This is a genomic window from Rhizobium sp. 05N49 (assembly GCF_056396805.1).
In genome coordinates, this window is sequence record NZ_JBFTME010000004.1 from 383130 (window position 1) to 402869 (window position 19740).

19 protein-coding genes are annotated in these 19740 nt (G+C 59.3%); 12 read left to right on the forward strand and 7 right to left on the reverse strand.

All coding sequences use genetic code 11. The features are described from left to right. Positions 1 to 8: 8 nt before the first annotated feature. From AC1DF8_RS11405 to AC1DF8_RS11430, 6 genes are all read right to left on the reverse strand, one after another. Entirely contained in the window at positions 9 to 734 is a 726-nt protein-coding gene (locus AC1DF8_RS11405; protein ID WP_113114414.1) for an SDR family oxidoreductase, read from the reverse strand. 12 nt (positions 735 to 746) lie between these two features. After that, the gene (locus AC1DF8_RS11410) at positions 747 to 1808 is read right to left on the reverse strand and encodes a sn-glycerol-3-phosphate ABC transporter ATP-binding protein UgpC (protein ID WP_113014409.1); all 1062 of its coding nucleotides are present in this window, start codon (positions 1806 to 1808) and stop codon (positions 747 to 749) included. Positions 1809 to 1869: 61 nt separating this feature from the next. After that, complete coding sequence (locus AC1DF8_RS11415; protein WP_112546278.1) at positions 1870 to 2076, reverse strand: DUF2160 family membrane protein; 207 nt, start codon at positions 2074 to 2076, stop codon at positions 1870 to 1872. 4 nt (positions 2077 to 2080) lie between these two features. Further along, on the reverse strand, positions 2081 to 2917 hold the full coding sequence (locus tag AC1DF8_RS11420) for a carbohydrate ABC transporter permease (RefSeq protein ID WP_112546279.1): 837 nt from the start codon (positions 2915 to 2917) through the stop codon (positions 2081 to 2083). Between the two features lie 4 nt (positions 2918 to 2921). Next, positions 2922 to 3797, reverse strand: a complete 876-nt coding sequence (locus tag AC1DF8_RS11425; RefSeq protein ID WP_112546353.1) for a carbohydrate ABC transporter permease — start codon at positions 3795 to 3797, stop codon at positions 2922 to 2924. Between the two features lie 97 nt (positions 3798 to 3894). Beyond that, on the reverse strand, positions 3895 to 5328 hold the full coding sequence (locus AC1DF8_RS11430; RefSeq protein ID WP_113014408.1) for an extracellular solute-binding protein: 1434 nt from the start codon (positions 5326 to 5328) through the stop codon (positions 3895 to 3897). 295 nt (positions 5329 to 5623) lie between these two features. Here AC1DF8_RS11430 and AC1DF8_RS11435 point away from each other — a divergent pair, with 295 nt between their 5' ends. The 6 genes from AC1DF8_RS11435 (at position 5624) to AC1DF8_RS11460 (ending at position 11600) form a co-directional block, all read left to right on the forward strand. Continuing rightward, entirely contained in the window at positions 5624 to 6508 is an 885-nt protein-coding gene (locus AC1DF8_RS11435; RefSeq protein WP_478153588.1) for a sugar phosphate isomerase/epimerase family protein, read from the forward strand. A gap of 64 nt (positions 6509 to 6572) precedes the next feature. After that, positions 6573 to 7787 carry an ROK family transcriptional regulator gene (locus AC1DF8_RS11440; RefSeq protein ID WP_478153590.1) on the forward strand — a complete coding sequence of 405 codons (1215 nt, stop codon included), beginning with the start codon at positions 6573 to 6575 and terminating at the stop codon, positions 7785 to 7787. A gap of 26 nt (positions 7788 to 7813) precedes the next feature. After that, positions 7814 to 8791: a tagatose kinase gene (locus AC1DF8_RS11445; RefSeq protein WP_478153592.1), complete on the forward strand. Its 978-nt coding sequence runs from the start codon at positions 7814 to 7816 to the stop codon at positions 8789 to 8791. Then, on the forward strand, positions 8791 to 10065 hold the full coding sequence (locus AC1DF8_RS11450; protein WP_478153594.1) for a D-tagatose-bisphosphate aldolase, class II, non-catalytic subunit: 1275 nt from the start codon (positions 8791 to 8793) through the stop codon (positions 10063 to 10065). The genes AC1DF8_RS11445 and AC1DF8_RS11450 overlap by 1 nt, the downstream gene beginning before the upstream one ends. A 24-nt stretch (positions 10066 to 10089) precedes the next feature. Continuing rightward, positions 10090 to 10815 (forward strand): SDR family oxidoreductase, encoded by a 726-nt coding sequence (locus tag AC1DF8_RS11455; protein ID WP_113208385.1) that lies wholly within the window; start codon positions 10090 to 10092, stop codon positions 10813 to 10815. An 11-nt stretch (positions 10816 to 10826) separates the two neighbouring features. Further along, on the forward strand, positions 10827 to 11600 hold the full coding sequence (locus AC1DF8_RS11460) for an SDR family NAD(P)-dependent oxidoreductase (protein ID WP_478153597.1): 774 nt from the start codon (positions 10827 to 10829) through the stop codon (positions 11598 to 11600). Positions 11601 to 11653: 53 nt separating this feature from the next. Here AC1DF8_RS11460 and AC1DF8_RS11465 read toward each other — a convergent pair whose 3' ends face one another. Further along, positions 11654 to 12139, reverse strand: a complete 486-nt coding sequence (locus AC1DF8_RS11465; protein ID WP_478153599.1) for a MarR family winged helix-turn-helix transcriptional regulator — start codon at positions 12137 to 12139, stop codon at positions 11654 to 11656. A gap of 50 nt (positions 12140 to 12189) precedes the next feature. On the opposite strand from AC1DF8_RS11465, the gene AC1DF8_RS11470 reads away from it, so the two are divergent. The 6 genes from AC1DF8_RS11470 (at position 12190) to AC1DF8_RS11495 (ending at position 19712) form a co-directional block, all read left to right on the forward strand. Further along, entirely contained in the window at positions 12190 to 13704 is a 1515-nt protein-coding gene (locus AC1DF8_RS11470) for an FAD-dependent oxidoreductase (RefSeq protein ID WP_478153600.1), read from the forward strand. A 188-nt stretch (positions 13705 to 13892) separates the two neighbouring features. Then, on the forward strand, positions 13893 to 15446 hold the full coding sequence (locus AC1DF8_RS11475) for an ABC transporter substrate-binding protein (protein ID WP_478153602.1): 1554 nt from the start codon (positions 13893 to 13895) through the stop codon (positions 15444 to 15446). Between the two features lie 58 nt (positions 15447 to 15504). Further along, complete coding sequence (locus AC1DF8_RS11480; RefSeq protein WP_478153715.1) at positions 15505 to 17283, forward strand: ABC transporter ATP-binding protein; 1779 nt, start codon at positions 15505 to 15507, stop codon at positions 17281 to 17283. Continuing rightward, positions 17280 to 18134: an ABC transporter permease gene (locus tag AC1DF8_RS11485; RefSeq protein ID WP_478153604.1), complete on the forward strand. Its 855-nt coding sequence runs from the start codon at positions 17280 to 17282 to the stop codon at positions 18132 to 18134. The genes AC1DF8_RS11480 and AC1DF8_RS11485 overlap by 4 nt, the downstream gene beginning before the upstream one ends. Before the next feature lie 3 nt (positions 18135 to 18137). After that, positions 18138 to 19127 carry an ABC transporter permease gene (locus AC1DF8_RS11490; protein WP_478153606.1) on the forward strand — a complete coding sequence of 330 codons (990 nt, stop codon included), beginning with the start codon at positions 18138 to 18140 and terminating at the stop codon, positions 19125 to 19127. Positions 19128 to 19241: 114 nt separating this feature from the next. Further along, complete coding sequence (locus tag AC1DF8_RS11495) at positions 19242 to 19712, forward strand: helix-turn-helix domain-containing protein (RefSeq protein WP_478153608.1); 471 nt, start codon at positions 19242 to 19244, stop codon at positions 19710 to 19712. Positions 19713 to 19740 lie beyond the last annotated feature (28 nt).

Here is a 19740-nt window from a genome sequence, read left to right on the forward strand (position 1 = left end):
ATAGGGCGCTACGCGATCATGTAACCGCCATCGATAGGCATCGAGATGCCGTTGACCATCGCGGCTTCGTCCGACAGTAGGAACAGGATCACCTCCGCCACATCCTCGGGCTCCGCGAACCGGCCGACTGGGATGCGCTGTTGCATTCCCGCCGCCTTTTCGGGATCGCTCCAGGCCTTGATCGCCATTGGCGTCAAGGTCACCGTGGGATGAACGCCATTTACCCGAATCCCTTGCGGCGCCAATTCCTTGGCCATGACACGCGTCAGGCCGTCCAGGCCGCCCTTCGACGCGCAATAGGCCGCATGATCGGGGATGCCGACGAAGGCCGCGACGGAGGACACGTTGACGATGGCGCCGTGGCGACCGTCTTCGATCAAGGATCGTGCATATTCCTGTGCCACGATCATCGGAGCGCGCGTGTTGACTGCAATCAGGTGGTCAAACGCCTCGACCGTGGTTTCGAGGAAGGACTGCAGTTCGGTCGTTCCCGCGCAACTGATGAGGAAGTCCGCTGGAAGTGCGGCGCGCGCCGCCTCCCGAGTCGCGTTCGCATCGGCAAGATCAACCTGAATGGCCTGGCAGCCTAAGTCCTCACGGAGCGAAACGACGTCATCAGCACTTCTTGTCAGTGCCGCGACCTTGGCGCCGCGTTTGACCAATATCTCTGCGACAACGCGGCCGATACCCTTGCCGGCGCCGGTGACGATTACTTTCTTACCTTCGAAATTCATATGCTCCTCGCCTTACAATCGCTGTCCCGTTGCCTGATCAAAGATGTGAACGCGGCGGGGATCAATATGAAAATGCAGCACCTTGCCGGGTGTGACTTCGATACGCTCGCGGATGAGGGCATCGATCGGTACTCCGCCGACGCGGCCGAAGATCAGCGTTTCGGAACCTGTTGGCTCGTAGACCGACACCTCAACCGGGATACCGTCTTCGGCGATGGTGATGTGCTCGGGACGGATGCCATAGGTTACGGCTTTCCCATCTTCGGCATTTAGGCCTCCGACGGGAAGGACCACGCCCTGATCGGTGACGACGACCTGTTTGCCTTCCCGGGTTGCGACCTTGCCTTGAAGGAAGTTCATTGACGGGCTGCCGATGAAACCAGCCACGAAGAGATTGGCCGGAAAGTCATAGAGATCGAGTGGCTTGCCGACCTGCTCCACCCTTCCGTCGCGCATGACGACGATCTTGTTCGCCATGGTCATCGCTTCGATCTGGTCATGCGTCACATAGACGGTTGTCGTCTTCAGGCGCTGGTGCAGCTCCTTGATTTCGACGCGCATGGTGACGCGAAGCTTGGCATCGAGGTTGGACAGCGGTTCATCGAACAGAAAGACCTGAGGGTCGCGGACGATCGCCCGGCCCATGGCGACGCGCTGTCGCTGACCGCCCGACAGCTGCTTCGGATAACGGTCCAGATAACGCGTCAGATCAAGGATCTCGGCCGCCTTGCCGACCTTCTCGGCGATTTCCGATTTCGGACGCTTCGCCATTTTCAGCGGAAAGCCCATATTCTCGGCGACCGTCTTGTGAGGATAGAGCGCGTAGCTCTGGAAGACCATGGCAATGTCGCGTTCCTTCGGCGGAGCATTGGTGACCACCCGCCCGCCGATCCTGATGTCGCCGCTGCTGACGGTCTCCAGACCGGCGATCATGCGCAGCAGCGTAGATTTACCACAACCGGAGGGGCCGACCAGGACGACGAATTCGCCATCCTCGATATCGACGCTGACGCCGTGCATGACCTGAAGCGCGCCATATCTCTTGGTGACGTCGCTGACCTGTACGTTTGCCAAAGTCGTTTCTCCCTAATCCAGCTCGGCTTGCGTCTTGGTAATGTGCAAATAATTCATCGGCTCACCCCTTCCAGATGATGTAGGCGCCGAGCACGGCCGAGATTGCCGCCGCAAACCACACCGAAAGCCCGAACGGTTCGATGAACCGCATCCAGAGCAGGGAGAGAGCGACCCAGATTACGACCGAAATGAACAGCCTGTCGAACCAGTTTGTCTCGATCGGCAGGAAGCCTGGCTGTCTTTCATTGTTCCGAGAATTCGAGGCCATCCCGCTATCCTTTCACTGCGCCGAAGGTCAGGCCGGCAACGATGTGACGCTGCACCACCGAGAAGACGATGAGCGCCGGGATCAATGTGAGCATCGAGATTGCCGCCATGATGCCCCAGGCCGTCCCGGTCGTCGTCACGTATTCCGACAGTCCCGTTGTCAGTGTGCGGGCGTTGAAGTTGGTGAGCGTCGCAGCGAGCAGATATTCGTTCCACGCGAACACCCAGGTGAGGATGAGCGTCACTGCAAGGCCCGGACGCGCTAAGGGAAAGACGATGTCGTAGAGCACCATCCACGGGCTTGCGCCATCCATATAGGCCGCCTCGTCCAGTTCCTTCGGGATGCTCTCTACGGTCGGACGCAGGGTCCAGATGGCAAAGGGGAGGTTGAAGGAGCAGTAGACCAGGATCATGCCGAGCCTGGTATCAGCCAGCGAAAAGTCGCCGATCCTGTAGACTTGCGTCAGCAGCAGGAAGAGCGGCAGCAGGAAGACCGCCGGTGGCGCCATGCGGTTGGTGATCGTCCAGAAGAAGATGCTTTCCTTGCCTGCGAGATCGAAACGCGTCAGCGCGTAGCAGGCAAGAAAGCCGAGGGTCGTCACCAGGATCGCGTTCCCCGACGAAATGACCAGCGAATTGATCATGTATCGCCGCAAGGTCTCGTTCGTCAGCACGTCCTGGTAGTTCTTCCAGAAGAAGCTCCGAAGGACGACGTCTGGCGTGGAAAACAGGTCGAAGGGCTGCTTCAGCGAGATGACGAAGAGCCAGTAGATCGGGAAGAGAGTTGCAAAGCTTATCAGCGTCCACAAGAGAACCGAAAGCCAGGGGTTCTGTCTTCTCATCGCATCAGCCTTTCTTCGCGCGGGGAGCAATCAGGCCAACATAGAGCAGCCAGCAGACGACGATGGTGAGATAAAGCACGACGACAGAGATCGCTGAGCCGTAGCCGTAGTTCGTTTTCGGAAAAACCTCTCTAAAGATGTGAACGCCGATATAGCGCGTCGACGACCCCGGACCGCCTCCGGTCAGCATCAGGACTTCGTCGACCGTGCGCAGCGCGTCCATGAGCCTGATGAACACTGTGGCCAGCAGGGCAGGGCGGATCAGAGGGAGCGTGATATGCCAGAAGATTTGGCTCTTGCCGGCGCCATCGATCTGCGCCTGCTCGAAGGGATCTGGCGGAAGCGAGACCAAAGCAGCGATCAGGGACAGGGTGACCAGCGGCGTCCAGTGCCAGACGTCCATGATGACAGTGATAGTGAATGCCGCGAGCGCACTCTGGCCGATGTTCAGATCGTAACCGAACCAGCTTCGCAGCAGGTATGGGATGATGCCGATCGACGGTGTCGTCATCAGCTTCCAGACCGATCCGACAATGATAGGCGCCATTATCAGAGGAAGGGTGTGGATGGTGCGGAAGAACGCTTTTCCCGGAAAGTCCTTCATCAGCGCCTGCGCGAGTATGTATCCGAGGATCAGTTCGGAAACGACTGCGAAGAACACGAAGGCGATGGTGATGCCGAGCGAAGCAAGGAACTGCTTGTCGAAAACGAGGGTTCGGTAGTTCGAAGCCCAGTTGAAGACCATCAGCGGATTTGCGGCGAAAGGGTTCCACTGGTGAAACGAAACCCAGACAACGTAGATGAAAGGAAAGATGCCGAAGAGCCCGAGGATCAGGATCGTCGGTGACAGCAGCAGCCATCCAAGTTTTTGTGAATGCATCGCCTCATCCTCTTCGGCACCCAACGGGGCGGCCTCTCAAGTCAAGAAAGGAGCGGGTCGCCAAGCGAAGACGACCCGCCAAGTTGGGGAGGATGACCTATTTGCGATAGCCGAGCGACGTGAGCTCTTCTTCTGTCTTGGCCGCCATCTGGTCGAGCCCTTCGTCGGGCGCGATCTTGCCGGTCAGGATGTCGAAGAAGATCGGCAGGGTTGCTTCACGCAGCTGGGCATGGAACGGATACGGAGGGGCGCCGGCGAAGAGTTTGCCCTCATCCTTCAGCATCGTGTAGAAACCGCCGAGTTTGACATCCATCGCCTTGACCTTCGGATCGTCGAAGGTCGCCTTGTTGGTGATGCGCGGTGCCGCGATCGCCCAATCAGGCTGCACGTCGTTCTGACCCATGAATTGGAGGAAGAGCAGGGCTGCTTCCTTGTTCTTGGATGTAACCGGCAGGCCGAAGGCGCCGCCGTCATAATAGCCGATATAGCCCTTTCCGGATTTCGCGTCTTCCAGAACGCCCGGCTCCAGCGGCGGCAGGGCAAAGCCCACTTTGTCGACCACCTTCGACTGTGCAGGATCACTCGCGATCCATGCGGCGTTCTCACCGTAGATCAATCCTTGAGCGACACGGCCGGCAGCGAAGGTCGTGGCGGTTTCCGTCCAGGTCGATTGGGTCGATTCCGGCGGGGCGATGTCGCGCAGATGAAGCCAGTACTTCAGCGCGGCTTTCGCCTTGTCGCTGTTCATTGCGCCGCCATGTTCGACGGTTGCAGCATAGTTGTTGCTGGCGTCGATGCCCCAGTTGTAGACACCGAAGGTCGGGGCGATGGATTCGAAATATTCATACCAGGACGCGGCGTGGCCTGTATGGGCCTGCGCAGTGGTGCCCCAGAGCTCAATGCCGTTATCCTTGCCGTATTTGGTGAAGAATTCGGCGATCTGTGTGTAGTCCTCATGCGTGGTCGCCGGCTTCAGGTCCTTGCCAGTCTCCTTCTTGAAGGCTTCCTTGATCTTCGGATCGTCGAAAAGGTCCTTGCGATAAAGGTAGGTCTTCAGGAAGGCTTCCATCGGCACGCCAAAGAGATCGCCCTTCTTGTCCTTGAAGTAGTCGGCAAAGCTGGTGAAGTTTGCGTCGTCGTAGGTCGGCGCCTTCAGATCCGCCTGATCCTTCAGCGTCTGCGTAATGTCGACGAGGAAATCCCGGGACAGATACGAATAGATGATGTCCTGTTCGATATAGACCATGTCATAGATGCCGGTCTTGGCCTCCATGTCCTTGATGGCCTTGTCGTACATCTGATCCCAGGACGTCGTCTCGATCTCGACCTTGATGCCCGTCTTCTTCTCGAATTCCGGCGCCAGCACATCCTTGATGTAGTTGGACGGCGGCGTGCTTTCGGTCACTCCGTGCAGCGTCACGCCCTTGAATTTGGCGCCGGCGTCGGACCAGAAATCTGCCCAGGCCGGCGAGGCAGTGGTGGCGAGACTGAGCGTCAGCGCGAGCGCGCTGGCCTTCAAAGCGTAGTTCATTTCAATCCTCCCAGATAGCAGCGAGATCATGTCGCCGGACCTGTGTGTAGAGGAAAAATGCCGCCTGCGCAATATTTGTTGTCTAAACCTGCAAATATGCAGGCTATGTTGTTGTTTTCGGTAGAAAGTAATTTACGAGAGAGAGATGGAGATAGGATGCCGCAATAACATTGCTGCATCGCAACGATTTACCTCGCAAAGGCAAAATTACGATCCTTGAATTTATTTGTTGCTTTGCCATACTAAATAACATAGCTGTTGCGCGAAGGCAGGCATCCAGCGGAGGAAAATGGCCATGCGTCGATTGGGTATCCATTCATTTGTATGGACAGGCGGCCAAACCCAGGAGGGCCTCGAAATGGCCCTCAACAAGTCGGCCGAGCACGGATATCGCACGATCGAATTCGCCTATCTGCGCCCGGAGAAATTCAATCTCGATCGTCTGGCGAAGCTCGCGCAATCTCTCGGCCTCGAGATCGGCGTGACGATGGGCCTGCCCGTCGACAAGGATATCTCAAGCGAGGATGCGGCGGCCATCGCCGCCGGCAGGCAGATGCTGGCCGATGCAGTGCATGCGGTGCGCGACATCGGCGGCAACAAGCTCGGTGGCATCCTCTATTCTGCCCATACCAAATATAATCGACAGCCCACGAAGAAGGGCTGGGACAACAGCGTCGCCGCGATCGCTGCGACTGCGGATATTGCAAGGGATGCCGGCGTCGATCTCGTCCTTGAGGTTGTGAACCGCTTCGAAACGAACCTTTTGAATACGACGGCCCAGGGACTGAAGTTCATTTCCGAGACCGGATCGGACCATGTCCGCCTGCATCTCGATACCTTCCACATGAATATCGAGGAAGCAAATCCGGCTGCTGCGATCCGGCTCGCCGGCGACAAGATCGGCTACTTCCATATCGGCGAAAGCAACCGCGGCTATCTCGGTGACGGCGTCATCAACTTCGACCTCATCTTCGATGCGTTGCTCGGTATCGACTACAAGCGCGACATCGTGTTCGAGAGCTTTTCAACCGCGGTCGTCGACGAAGGCCTTTCGCTCGCCTGCGCAATCTGGCGTGACACCTGGACCGACAATGATCCGCTGGCGGCACATGCCAAACGCTTTATCGAGCTGAAATATGAAGAAGCGAAACGCCGCCGCGTCACGAACGCGCGCCCTTGATAATCCTTCTGCCGATCTGCTTCGAAAGTGTAGGCTGGAGCAGTCGATTTGAAGAGAAATGAAGATGAACGACACCGTCTCCATCGGAAGCTCGCCACGCAGGATCAGGCAGAACAATATCGTTGCTGCCTTGCAGACGATCTACGGCCATCGCCGCCTAAGTCGGGCCGATCTGGCGCGGAAGCTTGGAATGAACCGCTCGTCGTCGGGCGAGATCGTTGCCGAGTTGACGGAAAGCGGCTTGGTCCAGGAGTCGGAGGAGAGCAGCAAGCAGCGTTCGGAGCAATCGCGCGCCGGCCGGCCGGGGATCATGCTCGAACTGGTGCCGGATGCGGCATTCTTCGCCGGGCTCGAGCTTGGCGTCGAGCACATATCTGCTGTCGTCGTGGATCTTTCGGCAGACGTCCGTGCCTGTCGCAGGCTGGCCTTCCAGGCGCAGGCCTCGACCGTGGAGGAAGCTGTGGCGCGGGGCGTCGAGCTCCTCATGAACGCCATGTCGAAGGAAATGGTTGAGCACTGCAGGGGGCTCGGCATATCCGCGCCGGCGCATATCCGGCCGGAAGGAATTGTCACGCTTGCGCCGATCATCGGCTGGCGAGAGGTGCCATTGAAGGAGATCGGCCGCAGCGCCTTTCCGGCCGAGGTGCCGATTGCGGTGGAGAACGATGCCAACGCCTTCGCCATCGGTGACAGCTATCGTCGCGGCATTTCCGGGGTGACGCTCTTCCTGCTCATGGAGACCGGCGTCGGTGGAGGGATTATGATCGACGGGAAGCTGTTTCGTGGCGGTCATGGCCTTGCAGGCGAAATCGGCCATACCCTCGTACCGGGAAGCGGCGGACAGAAATTCGAGCAGCTTATCGGCCGCGAGGTGCTGATCCGGCAGTACCGGGAAGCGACCGGCCGTACCGACGTCGATCTGCAGGATTTCCTCACCGACGTTCGCGACCGTGTTCCGGACGCGGTGAACATAGCGGAGATGTGGTCGCGGCATCTTGCCTATGCGTTGCTGCAGGCTTGCCGTCTGCTCGATCCGGTCCGGATTGTCCTTGGCGGCTCCGTGGCCTCACTCTATCCGATGGTGGCCGCCCGTGTGGCGGTTCACATGGCGGAGGGCCAGAACATTCCTTTTCCGACACCGGAGATCGTCGTTGATGACGATGCGGAATTCGGGTCCGCCTTCGGCGCGGCGTGCATGCTGCACCAGCGCTTCCTCTCTCTCGAAAACGAGGAATTCGGCGGTGAAGACGGTGCCTTACAACGATCAACAGCGACTTAGCGACACCTATCGAAAGCAGGATTGCAATGACTTCAGTGCTGGCTCCGGACAGTCTCGGTCCCACGGTTTGCGTCGGTGAGATCCTCGTGGAGATCGTCGCCACGACCGTCGGAGACGGATTCCTTGAGGCTCAGTCTCTTGTCGGCCCGTTCGCCAGCGGGGCGCCGGCGATCTTCATCTCGCAATGCGGCCGGCTCGGCGGCTCGGCGGCGATGGTGGGAGCCGTCGGCAATGACGATTTCGGTCGTGTCAACGTTGACCGCCTCAGGCGTGACGGCGTCGATGTCTCTACCATTGCCGTCGATCCTGACTATCCGACGGGAAGCGCCTTCGTCCGCTACCGCAACGACGGTTCCCGCGACTTCGTCTATAATATCGCAAGGTCCGCGGCCGCACGCTTCGGCTGGTCTCAGGATGTCAGCGATCTCATCAGCCGTAGCGGGCATCTTCACGTGATGGGTTCGGCACTTTCCGTCCGGAGTGCTCGGGAGGTGATCGACAAGGCGGTCGACATCGTGAAGGCGCGGGGCGGTACGCTGTCGGTCGATCCGAACATCCGCAAGGAACTGCAGCTCGATGAGGGCACCGAACGCCGATTTTCCCGGCTCGTCGCTGCCGCCGATCTTCTCTTGCCGTCGGGTGAGGAGCTTGAGAGAGCGGCAGGTGTACCAGGCGAAGCCGAAGCGATCCGCCGCCTTTTCGAAATCGGCGTGAAGGAGATCGTGCTGAAGCGCGGTGCGGAAGGCGCGACCTATTTCGCCAAGGATGGAGGCCGTATCGATGCTCCTGCGTTCCTCGTCGACGAGGTCGATCCGACCGGTGCCGGCGATTGCTTCGGCGGCGCTTACCTCACCTGCCGGCGGCTCGGAATGTCTCCAGGTGAGGCTCTCACCTATGGTTCGGCGGCAGGTGCGCGCAATGTTGCGATCCGTGGCCCGATGGAGGGTGCCGGCACACGTCAGGAACTCGACGCGTTCATCGCCTCAACGGAAAGGCGTTCCTGATGCAGGTTGCGCTCAATCAACTGGCCACGCTCAGGGCTCAGGGTCGTCCCCTTGGTATTACCTCTGTCTGCTCGGCCCATCCGATCGTCTTGAGAGCGGCGTTGCGTCATGGGCGGGATCATTCGAGCACGGTTCTGATCGAAGCCACCTGCAACCAGGTCAACCACCTGGGCGGCTATACAGGCATGACCCCTGCGGACTTTGCTGCCCTCGTCCTGCGCATCGCCAAAGAGGAGGGGTGCCCGGATAATCTCATCGTGCTGGGAGGCGATCATCTCGGGCCAAATCCCTGGCGGGATCGTGTGGCCGAAGAAGCCATGGTGGAAGCCGAGAGGATGGTCGCGGCCTATGTCGATGCCGGCTTCCGCAAGATCCATCTGGACGCGTCGATGGGCTGCCTGGGCGAACCCGCCGCATTGGACGATGAGACGACCGCTTATCGCGCTGCACGGCTTGCCGCCGTCGCGGAGACCGCGGCAAGGCGGGCAGGAGGCGCCATGCCGGTCTATGTAATCGGCACGGAGGTTCCTCCTCCCGGTGGTGCCGATCACGCGCTGACCACGATCGAGCCGACCGAGGCTTCGGCCGCCAGACGGACGATCGATATCCATCGTCGTATCTTCGCAGAGGCCGGTCTTGCTGAGGCGTTTGCGCGTGCCATCGGCCTCGTGGTGCAGCCGGGCGTCGAGTTCGGCAACCATAATGTCATCAGCTATGATCGCGGCAGGATCGACGCGTTGAAGCAGGTGCTCGAGGACGAGCCACAATTCGTGTTCGAAGCGCATTCCACCGATTATCAGGGCACTCGTCCGCTGACTGCACTCGTCGAAGACGGCTTTCCGATCCTCAAGGTTGGACCGGAACTGACCTTTGTCCTGCGCGAGGCCCTCTACGGGCTGGATCTGATCGCATCCGACCTCGTGCCTGATTATGGCGAACGTCCGCTATACGCTGCGATGGAGGCTTTGATGCTGACGCATCCGGAAAACTGGAGCCGTCACTATCATGGTACGGAGGATGAGCAGCGCTGGCTTCGTCATTACTCGCTGTCTGATCGCATCCGATACTATTGGACGTCTGAGCCGGCTCAATCCGCGGTCGCGCGCCTTTACGGTGCGCTTGCAGGGAAAGCCGTGCCACTTCCGCTTTTCTGTCAGCACATGCCGGCAGCCGCACTGTTTTCCGATGCGCCACTCGATCCGGAAGAGGTTTTGGTCTGGCGGGTGACGAAAAGCCTTGCCGAATATCATGCAGCATGCGGCGGAGCGAGATGAGGCCGCCCAACAGAGGAGGAAGGAATGAACGATTTGAAAGGGAAGGTTGCTGCGATCACGGGCGCGGCCTCCGGTATCGGTATGGCGTCGACGGAGGCGATGATCGCGGCGGGTGCCACGGTCGTTCTTGTTGACCGTGACGAGAAAGCGTTGAAGTCTGCCTGCGAGCGCCTCGGTGCACAGGCGATACCTCTCGCTTTGGATCTCCTAGATCCCGAGGCATGCGCTGGGCTTCTCGATCGCGTGCTGTCCAAGGTAAGCCAGCTCGATATCTTTCATGCCAATGCTGGCACCTATATCGGCGGTGACCTCGCGGACGCCAATCTCGATGCCATCGACCGGATGCTGAACCTGAACGTCAATGTCGTCATCAAGAACGTCCGGACCGTCATTCCGCACATGATCGAACGTGGCACCGGCGACATCGTCGTCACAAGCTCCGTCGCGGGCCATGCGCCCGTTCCCTGGGAACCGGTCTATTCGCCGTCGAAATGGGCGATGCATTGCTTCGTCCAGACCATGCGCCGCCAGCTTCTGAAAAGCGGTATTCGTGTCGGCTCCGTCTCGCCCGGTCCTGTCATCAGCGCGCTGCTTGCCGACTGGCCGGAGGAAAACCTCCGCAAGGCGAAGGAAGCTGGGGCCCTGATCGAACCCAAGGAGGTGGCTGACGCCATCATGTTCATGCTGACGCGTCCGCGTAACGTCACGATCCGCGACATCGTCGTTCTACCAAGCGCATTCGACATCTGAGGAGCCGAGCTATGAGCTATCAGGAAAAATTCCGCCTCGACGGTGAACGGGCTGTCGTTACCGGCGGCGGACGCGCCATTGGACTTTGCTGCGCCCATGCGCTCGCCGAGGCTGGTGCCGCCGTCATCGTGATCGAGCGTAACGAAGCCGACGCAGAGGAGGCGCTGGCGCTTCGGGGCAAGGGCTATGACATCGAGTTACGGTTGGGTGACGTCACTGATTCCGCGCGCATGGAGGCCATTGCCAATGAGCTTGCCGATGGTGGCCGGCCGGCATCGATCCTGGTGAACAATGCAGGGATCGGCAAGAACGGCATTTCGTCGGAGGACGTCACCGACGCCGACTGGCTGCGGATGATGGACGTCAATGTCAATGGCGTCTTCTGGTGCTCGCGTTCCTTCGGCCGTCACATGGTTGCGATGAAACGCGGTGCGATCGTCAATCTCGGTTCGATGTCGGGCATCATCTGCAACCGGCCGCAGGCGCAGACACCTTATAATGTTTCGAAGGCGGCTGTGCACCACATAACGCGCTCGATGGCCGCCGAGTGGGCCCAGCACGGCGTCAGGGTCAATGCCGTCGCGCCGACTTATATCGAAACGCCGATGGTTGCGGCAGTCGAAGCCAATCGTGAACGGATTCCGATCTGGCTCAACGATACGCCGATGGGACGAATGGGCACGCCGGAGGAGGTTGCCAGCGCTGTTCTCTTCCTTGCATCGGGTGCTGCAAGCCTGATGACGGGTGCAATCGTCAGCGTCGACGCAGGTTTCACCTGCTGGTAGATGCGCTACAGTTCGCAGGCGCCGTGTCCACAGGCGCCTGCATTCCATCAGGTTCAACTCCGAGCCGGGTCGTCCCTCACGGCATCGGCGAACTTGCGCATCAGGCGGACCAGATTGTCGAGATCATCGGGATCCCAGGTCTTGAATATCTCGATCCCCATGCGCTCGCGCGCGGCATCGACACGATCCGTCATCGATTTGCCTTGCGGGGTCACGATTGCTTCGCTGACGCRCCGGTCCGTCGCGCTGGCCTGACGCTGGATCAGGCCGAGGCTCTCCAGCTTGGCGACCTGACGGCTGACTGTCGTGTAGTCGCGGCCGGCACGGTCGGCCAGCTCGACCACGCCGATTGGCCCCAGTCTCTCGATACCCACCAGCAGGGGAAAGAGCGCACGGTCGAGCGAAATCCCAGCCTCCCTGACCATTGCTTCGTCCCGTTGCGGACGGTTCATGACGCTGACGATTTCAAGGAGTGATCCATGAAGGTCACGGATACAGTTTGAGATATGTGTATTTTGCACATTTTTTGTTGACGGCATTCCTGTTCTCCTATTATGTGCGTAATACACATAAATGAGGAGCTACGGCAATGACAGATGCAGATGCAATCGATGTTTTGATTTGTGGCGCCGGCGCTGCCGGCCTGACACTGGCGATCGATCTGGCGCGGCGCGGCGTATCCTTCCGGCTGATCGAGAAAATGGATGATCCGTTTCGCGGCTCACGCGGCAAAGGCCTCCAGCCGCGAACCCTGGAAGTCTTTGAGGATCTTGGTATCGTCGACAGGATTGCCGCTTCCGGCAGCCTCTATCCGCACCAGCGCGAATATCATGGCGACGGTAGCGTGAAGGTTGTTGCGCTTTTCGAGGGCGGCGAACCGATCCCGGCCGAGCCCTACGGCACGCCGCTTCTCGTCCCTCAATTTCTGACGGAGGCAGCAATGCGCGAACGCCTCGCAGAACTCGGTCACTACCCGGAATTTGGTTGCGCTTTGATTGCCTTCGAGCAGGACGGGCAAGGGGTCACCGCGAGGATTTCCAAGGGCGGAGAAGAGCAAATCATGCGGGCGCGTTACCTCGTTGGTACTGACGGCGGCCGAAGCTTTGTCCGCCATGCACTTTCCATCGATTTTCCGGGAAAGACGCTCGGCGTTCGCGCGATCGTCGCCGATGTGACGTTGGCAGGTTTGAGCAGTGACGTCTGGCATCGATTCAACGAGGGATCGATGGAAACGCAGATCTCCTTTTGCCCCTTGGCCGAGACAGGCCTCTTCCAGATGCAGGGGCCGATACCCCTGGAGGGTGAAATCGATCTCTCCGCCGAGGGGCTTTCGGCCCTCACGGCTGAGCGCACAGGCCGCAGCGATATCAATATTCAATCGGTTTCCTGGGCTTCGGCATTCAATATGAACGCCCGGCTTGCCGATAGTTATCGCGTTGGCCGTGTCTTTCTCGCCGGCGACGCAGCCCATATCCACCCGCCGACAGGTGGCCAGGGACTGAACACCAGCATTCAGGACGCCTATAATCTTGGCTGGAAACTGGCAGCCGTCCTGTCGGGTGCTCCAGAGGGGCTGCTCGACACCTATGAGGAAGAGCGCCGTCCGATCGCAGCGGACATGCTGGGGCTCGCCACCAGGCTGCTCGACGAAGCGAAACGCGGCGAGATGCGGCGTGGCCGCGAGGTTCACCAGCTTGACATCGGTTATGGCGGATCCAGCCTGTCGCTTGACGATCCGCTGCGTCGGGCTCGTATCCTCGCCGGGGACCGCGCTCCCGATGCGCTGCTGAAGGGTGCCGCAGGTCAGGCTACCCGGCTATTCGAGCTCTTCAAAGGCCCGCATTGGACACTTCTCGGATTTGAGGCGGCAGCCATTTCCATTCAGCCGCGCAAGGGCCTGCGTATTCATAGGATTGGACAAGGCGGCGATCTCATGGACAGCGAAAACCGGTTCCGCGAAACCTATGACATCGCGTCGGGCGAGTGGATCCTTGTCCGTCCCGATGGTTATATCGGCGCGATCGTATCGCAGCCCGAAGCGGCAGCATTGGAAGCCTATCTTCGGTCTGTCGGATTGCAGGCAGGTGCAACGGTAACGCATTGAAACATGCTTCCGCGATATGGTCCGCCAGGGAATCCGGAGATATTTATGGCGCGGAATCTTCAAGGATTTTCAGCAACGTGACGCTATAATTGTGATGACAACGGCGTTGGCAACGGTTGCGCATCGGGCATTTGGTCGCCTTGTGCTTCCGCCGTCTGCGACCGATATGACACAATCACGGATCACTCATGCCGAAATTCCTGTTCGCTTCGATATTCGCACGCACCAGCCGAGCTATCGGTCTTCGCCTGCTTGCCCTTTCACTTGGACTGCTGATTTTCGTTGTTACGGGTCATGCTGAAGATGTCCTGCGTATTCCCTATTCGTCCGATATAGGCAGTCTCGACCCCGACAACGGTTTTGAGGTTGCCGGATTGACGACGCTCGACAGCGTCTACGAGGGTCTCGTCAAATATGAAGCCGGCTCAACGAAGATCGCCGGCTTGCTGGCAAAGAGCTGGGAGGTATCGGGGGACGGTCTGGCCTATACGTTTCACCTTGTCGACGGCGTCAAGTTTCATGATGGTACGGCCCTAAACGCGGATGCGGTTGTCACCTCATTCAAGCGCCGTCGCGACGGCGGTCTTGTCCAGAACTATACGCTCGCCAACATGGCAGATATCGCAGCACCGGATGCTTCCACCGTCGTCATCACGCTGCGCCATACACAGCCTTCCTTCATGGATAGTCTCGCAAGCCCGTGGGGGCCGAAAGTCATCAGCCCGGGAGCCCTTTCCGATCATGCCAAGGGCGACCTTGCCACGGGATGGCTGACCGATCATGCGGTTGGAACCGGGCCTTTCAAGCTCGCCGAATTCAAGCGAGGTGAGCGATATGTGCTCGAGCGGAACGAAAACTATTGGGGGGCCAAACCTTTTTTCGGCAAGGTGGAATTTTTGGTCATTCCTGATATCGGCCAGCAGATTCTCAAATTGAAAGCCGGTGAGATCGATGCCGTACCTGCCAATTTCCCGTTCGCGCAGGTCAGTAGCCTGCCAGCCGATCTGCAAATAACCTCGGCTCCCAGCATGACACAATACGAGGCCTTCATTAAGCCGGGATCGCCGCTCGACGATGCCGAGGTTCGCAAGGCGGTTCTGACCGCGATCAACCCGAATTTGTGGGCGAGCGATGCTTTCGGGCAATATGCGCATGTCTCGAAATCGCTCTATCCGAACATCATGCTGGATCCGGGTCAGCCAGTGCAATTTCCGACGGATATTGAGGCAGCGAAATCTGCCATCACCAGGCACGGAGCGGTCACCCTCAGCATCGGACTCTACAGCGCCAATCCGAGCTACGGGCGTATCGCCGACCTGATGATCGCCGGGCTATCTCTCATCGGTGTCCAGGCCACCTCCCATATCATGCCGCCGGGGGCGGCCTATGCCATGAAGGGCGACCCTGCAGCTCCGGACATGCTGCTGATCATCGCTTCACCGGACGCGGCTCATCCCGACAATCAGGCGAAGGCCTTCTTCACCAAGGATGCGCCGCTCAATCTTTACGGCAGGGCGCTTCCGGATGCGGATGCGCTTGTCGCGGAAGGCGCATCCAAAGCGGATATCGCCGCGCGCAACGCGCTTTATGAAAAAGCCGGCCAGATGTATTTCGATGCAGGCCATTTCATCCCGCTCGTCGATGTCGACGACGTTGTAGTTCATCGCGTGGGGCTGAAGGATTTGGGTCTGCGGCCGGTCTTTCCAAGAGGCAGCATCGATTTTTCGAGCGTGAGACGCTGATGGCCGGGGTGACGGCCTCAGACGGAGTTCGTGGCTCTAACTCAGCCTGTGAGGCATGATGGCTGTGAGCAAGGCAGTCCTCTCCATCGCCAATCTCAGTGTCGTCCTGCGGCGAAGCGATCGTGACCACCTTGTGCTCGATGGGATCAATTTCGAGGCGCTCCCGGGCGAGATCATTGCGGTCGTCGGAGAGAGCGGCTCGGGCAAATCTACGCTTGGAGCAACAATTCAGGGTCTTCTGCCGGCCTCTAGCGAGCCGAAGGTCAGCGGCTCGATCGATCTTGCCGGTTTGGAGATAGTTGGAGCAGAGCCGCGGGTTCTTCGTGCGGCACGTCACTCGCTTGTGCGTGCCATTCCCCAGGATCCGATGGGTGCCCTCAACCCGACGATGACGATCCGCCATCAACTCAGGGAATCGGCCGATGGAGACGACAGCTTCATCGGGGATTGGCTTGGCAGGGTCGGACTCGAGAACACGAAAGCCATACTCGACACATTTCCGCATCGCCTGTCTGGTGGACAGCGCCAGCGCGTCCTGATCGCGATGGCATTGATGGCACAGCCAAAAGTTCTGATTGCCGATGAGTCAATTACCTCACTCGACTTACCCTTGCGAAGTAAGGTTCTCGAACTGCTACACAAGATCGCTCGGGAGCAGCAGACTGCAATTCTTTTCATCACCCATAATCTTGTCGCAGCTGCATCGCTCGCGGATCGCGTGCTTGTAATCTATGGCGGGCGGATTCTGGAATTGGGTAGAACGGCAGATGTTTTGACAAATCCCGGCCATCCTTATCTCGCCGGTCTGCTTGCCACTCGATTCGATTTTGACACGGATCGCATGCACCTTCTGCCTACTCTGCCGGTCGAGCGGATGAGGCTTGCCGATCCGGAAAACGTTTGTTGTTATGCCTCCCGTTGCCTCATCGTCCGGGACAAGTGCTTAAACAGCCGGCCCCAACCAACACAGCTTTCTGTCAGCGACCACACGGCGGCGTGCTTCTTCACCGACCTGGTCAAATCCAGTGCAGATCAACTTCGTTCTACGGAAGTCTGGCCGATGGTCACAGCGGCGACGCCCGTGGAAGCGCTGCGGTTGTCCAATGTCAGGAAGAGCTTTACGTCCATCGGCCCCTTTGGTCGCCGCAGATCTCAGCAGGTGCTGGAATCGGTCAATCTTTCGGTCGCGCTTGGTGAGTGCTTGGCCCTCCTTGGGAAAAGCGGCGCCGGCAAATCGACGATTATCAGGCTCGCGGCCGGACTTCTGCTCCCTGATGGTGGAGAGATTTTCCGTATCGACAATGCGCCACAAATTGTCTTTCAGGATGCTGCGGCATCCCTCACGCCTTGGCTTTCCATCGGCGAACAGATCGGCGATCGGTTACGGTATCTGGGTCTTAGCAAGGCAGAGCGCCTTCAAAAGGTTGGCAGGGCGCTAGAAATGGTCGGCCTCGACGAGAGCTTGATGTCTTCACTGCCGGCCGGTCTGTCCATTGGTCAATGCCAGCGTGCCGTCATCGCCCGCGCGATCATCGTGCCGCCGAAACTTCTGCTCTGCGACGAACCGATCAGCGCGCTCGATGTATCGCTTGCTGCGACCACGTTGAACCTTCTCGGCGAGATCAGACGCCGCCTAGACATGGCGGTGCTTTTCGTGACCCATGATCTGGCCGCCGCAAGAATAATCGCCGATCGTATCGCTGTGCTGGATGAAGGTCGGGTGGTGCAGCAGGGTGATCCAGATAAGATCACTGACGGTTTTAATGTACCATCGATGGGCTCCGTTCTCGCAGCGATGCCGAGAACCCAAGCGAGCACAAGCGGACCGGACCTATGAACATTCCCGAGTTCCTTCCCGAGGAACGCTTCGTGCGCTGGCCCGTTGTTCTCGGCCGCACCAGCTGGATCGACCGGATTGGGCTTTTTGGCGTAGTTGCCGTAACGATCATCGCGTTGTTCGCCGCATGGCTCACGCCATTCGACCCGCAGCTCCGTGTCGCGGCGGCCTATCTGCCGCCTTCCGCCGAGCACTGGTTCGGGACAGACGAGATTGGGCGTGATCTCTTCTCGCGTATCGTCATCGGTATCCAATATACATGGCTGCCCGCGCTTGCCCTTGTGCTCATCAGCCTCGTCGTCGGCACATGCGTCGGCATGATACCCCGTCTCATCAGCCGCAGGCTCGACATGCTGGCGCAATGGGTAGCCGAGTTCTTCCTGGTCATGCCATCGACGCTGGTGGCGCTTGCGATAATCGCCACCCTGGGTGGAGGGCTTACTAATACGATGATTGCGATGGGTATCGCGTGGTGGCCCTGGTATGCGCGCATATCCCGCGACGAGCTTCGGCGGCTGAACGGTCGTCCGCATGTCGAGGCTGCAAGAATTGCCGGTATCAGCGGCCCGCGTCTGCTGCTGCGCTACCTTCTCCCGGGCGCACTTCCGGCCCTGCTCGTGGCGGCGACACTGGATGTCGCAACGGCCATTATGACGATGTCGCTCATGTCCTTCATCGGGCTCGGCCAACCGGCCCCGGCGCCTGAGCTCGGGGCGATGACATCGAGGGCGCTTGATAGTCTGTCCATTTATTGGTGGCTGCCAATATTGCCGGCGGCGGCCATTTTTATCATCTGTCTTCTCGCCAATCTTGCGGGAGACGGCCTTCGCACGGCGTTGCGAGGAACCTAGGATATGCTGGTCTACTTTATAAGGCGCCTATCGGGTCTCGTGGTCGTTCTCTTGGCAATGAGCTTTGCCGTGTTCTGCCTGCAGAGCATCATTCCGGCAGATCCCGCGCGCGCTATCGCCGGACCGCTCACGCCGCTTTCGAGTGTGAACGCTCTTCGCCAGCAACTTGGCCTCGATGATCCTATTATCGTCCAGTATGGCCGGTTTCTCTCGCGACTCGCTGAAGGTGATCTCGGGACGTCGACCAGAACCCGTCAGCCCGTGGCCGCCGACATAAGAGAATATCTGCCCGCTTCACTCGAACTGTCACTAGCTGCTCTCTGCATCGGCCTTGTACTGGCAGCTGTCATTGCGGTGATGCCCCGTATCCTGGGCGGCTCTGGAGGGTTGAGATTCCTCTTGATCGCGGCCGGCTCGGTTCCGACGTTCATGTCGGCCTTGCTTTTGGTCTATTTTCTCTGGTTCCGTCTTGGCTGGTTGCCGGGTTCGGGCCGGATGAGCGAGGACGATATAGGCGGCCCGACTGGCTTCAACATGATCGACGCGCTTGTCGGCGGCAGGGGCGACCTCAGCCTGGATGCCGCCAGACATCTGCTCCTGCCGGCCCTGGCTCTGGCGCTGCCGATTGCCGTGGCGGTGGGACGAAGCCTCGACAGTGCGCTGCGCGAAGTGATGCATCAGCCCTACATCGGAACTGCACGGGGAAAGGGTCTTCGGGAGGCGGCGGTCGTCTTGCGCCATGGTCTTCGCAACGCTGCATCTCCGGCATTGGCGATGGTTGGTCTGCAGATCCGGCTTCTGTTCGGCAACCTGCTGATCGTCGAACTCGTGTTCGGGTGGCCGGGCCTTGGGCTTTATATGGTTCAGTCCCTGAGCAGCGCCGATCTTCCAGCCGTGCTAGGAGTCACAGTTGTTCTTGGAACCTTCTACATCCTCGTGAACATCGTCGTCGAAATTTTGCAGACGCTCGCCGATCCGCGTATCGAGCTGTAGCATTCTTGAAACCTATCCCTCCGGCCTAGTTCGCTAGTCCTCAACCCTATGGATTTCCGGGGCGATCAGAGTTCATCTGGATATGGCGATCCCGCTGTTGCATGGGGCGGTCTGATGGATGACGAGATCAGGTTGAAGGAAGGCGTTTTGGCGGTGCCCCGTCACGGTGGTTCCTCCGAGTCCCGTGATCGGTCGCAGGTCTCAGAGACAAATGTCCGCCGCAGGACCGGGCTCAGCAACTGGCAGGTCAAACGCGTCACCGACTATGTCGATGCGAGACTGGAAGGGCCGGTTCGTGTTGAGGATCTGGCGGCTGCGGCAAAGCTGAGCCCTGGCCATTTCCGCCGCGCCTTTTCGATCAGCTTCGGCATGTCACCCTATGCTTTTGTCATGCAGCAGCGGATCGAGCGTGCCCGGACATTGCTGCTCGCCTCCGAGCATGAAATGGGTGATATCGCCTTTGCTTGCGGCTTGTCGGATCATGCGCATTTCAGCCGGTTGTTCCGGCGTTTCGTCGGAACGACACCCAGCCAATGGCGCCAAGATCTTGCGGCGCAAAGCGCCGTTCAAGATGGTATCCGTTAAGCCGGATTACTCCCCCGCCATGATCAAC